The sequence below is a fragment of the Bacteroides rodentium JCM 16496 genome (assembly GCF_000614125.1).
GTDB classification, from domain to species: domain Bacteria; phylum Bacteroidota; class Bacteroidia; order Bacteroidales; family Bacteroidaceae; genus Bacteroides; species Bacteroides rodentium.
Window position 1 is genome coordinate 1 of record NZ_BAKJ01000145.1, and the last position, 818, is coordinate 818.

At 61.6% G+C, this 818-nt stretch carries 1 pseudogene; it reads right to left on the minus strand.

From position 1 onward, the window contains the following. A pseudogene (locus JCM16496_RS22570) lies at window positions 1-818 on the minus strand (AAA family ATPase); the annotation flags it as partial.

Consider the following 818-nt stretch of genomic DNA (forward strand, 5'->3'; position numbering starts at 1 on the left):
TATGCCCTTTCATCAATAGGCGGACGGCATCCAGTATCCAGCTGCCCACCTCGCGCGAGGCAGGCTTCAGGTAGTTGGCGGCCAGCAGGGAGAGGAAGCCCTTGCGCACCTCGTTGTTGGGGAAGTCCAGCCGGAAACTGCCCGTCGTCCGGTCATACTCCTTGATGGTGAGGTATCCGCTCTGGTAAATCATGGGCAGGGGGCGCTCCACGTCGGCCTTGTAGTCCACAAACATGGCAGGGTCGTAGAAGCGCCCGGCCAGCTCGTTGATGTGCTCGTTGCTGCGGGCAAGCAGGCGGATGAGGTAGGTGGGCGTACCGGTGGCGAACCAGTAGTCGCGCAGCTCCTGCTTTGCCAAAGCGTTGAGGATGCTGAAGGGGTTGTAGACGTCGGTCATGGCCGTGCCGAAGTGGTAGCCGTCGTACTGCCGTTGCAGGAGGTCCCACATCTCGTCAAGGCTGCATCCGTCCTTCCGGGCAAGGGCGGTGACCGGCTCTGCGAAGTACTCGCGCATCTCCTGCCGGTGATGCCGCAGAGAGCCTCGTAGCGGTTGTCCATGCTGATGTCGTTGGGCTGGTTGAAGCCGCTGAACACGCTGACCTGCGAGAACTTGGTGACGCCCGTCAGCAGCACGAACTGCAGGTGGCGGTCGGCAGACTTGAAGGTGGAGTAGAAAGACTTCAGGATGTCGCGGTGGCGGTTCTCCAGAAGAAGCTTTTCGCCCTCGGAAGTGCGGGTGTAGTAACCGGTGTCGAGCACGTCGAGGATGGGCTTGTCGTACTCGTCCACCAGCACCACGGCACGACGACCGGCACGCT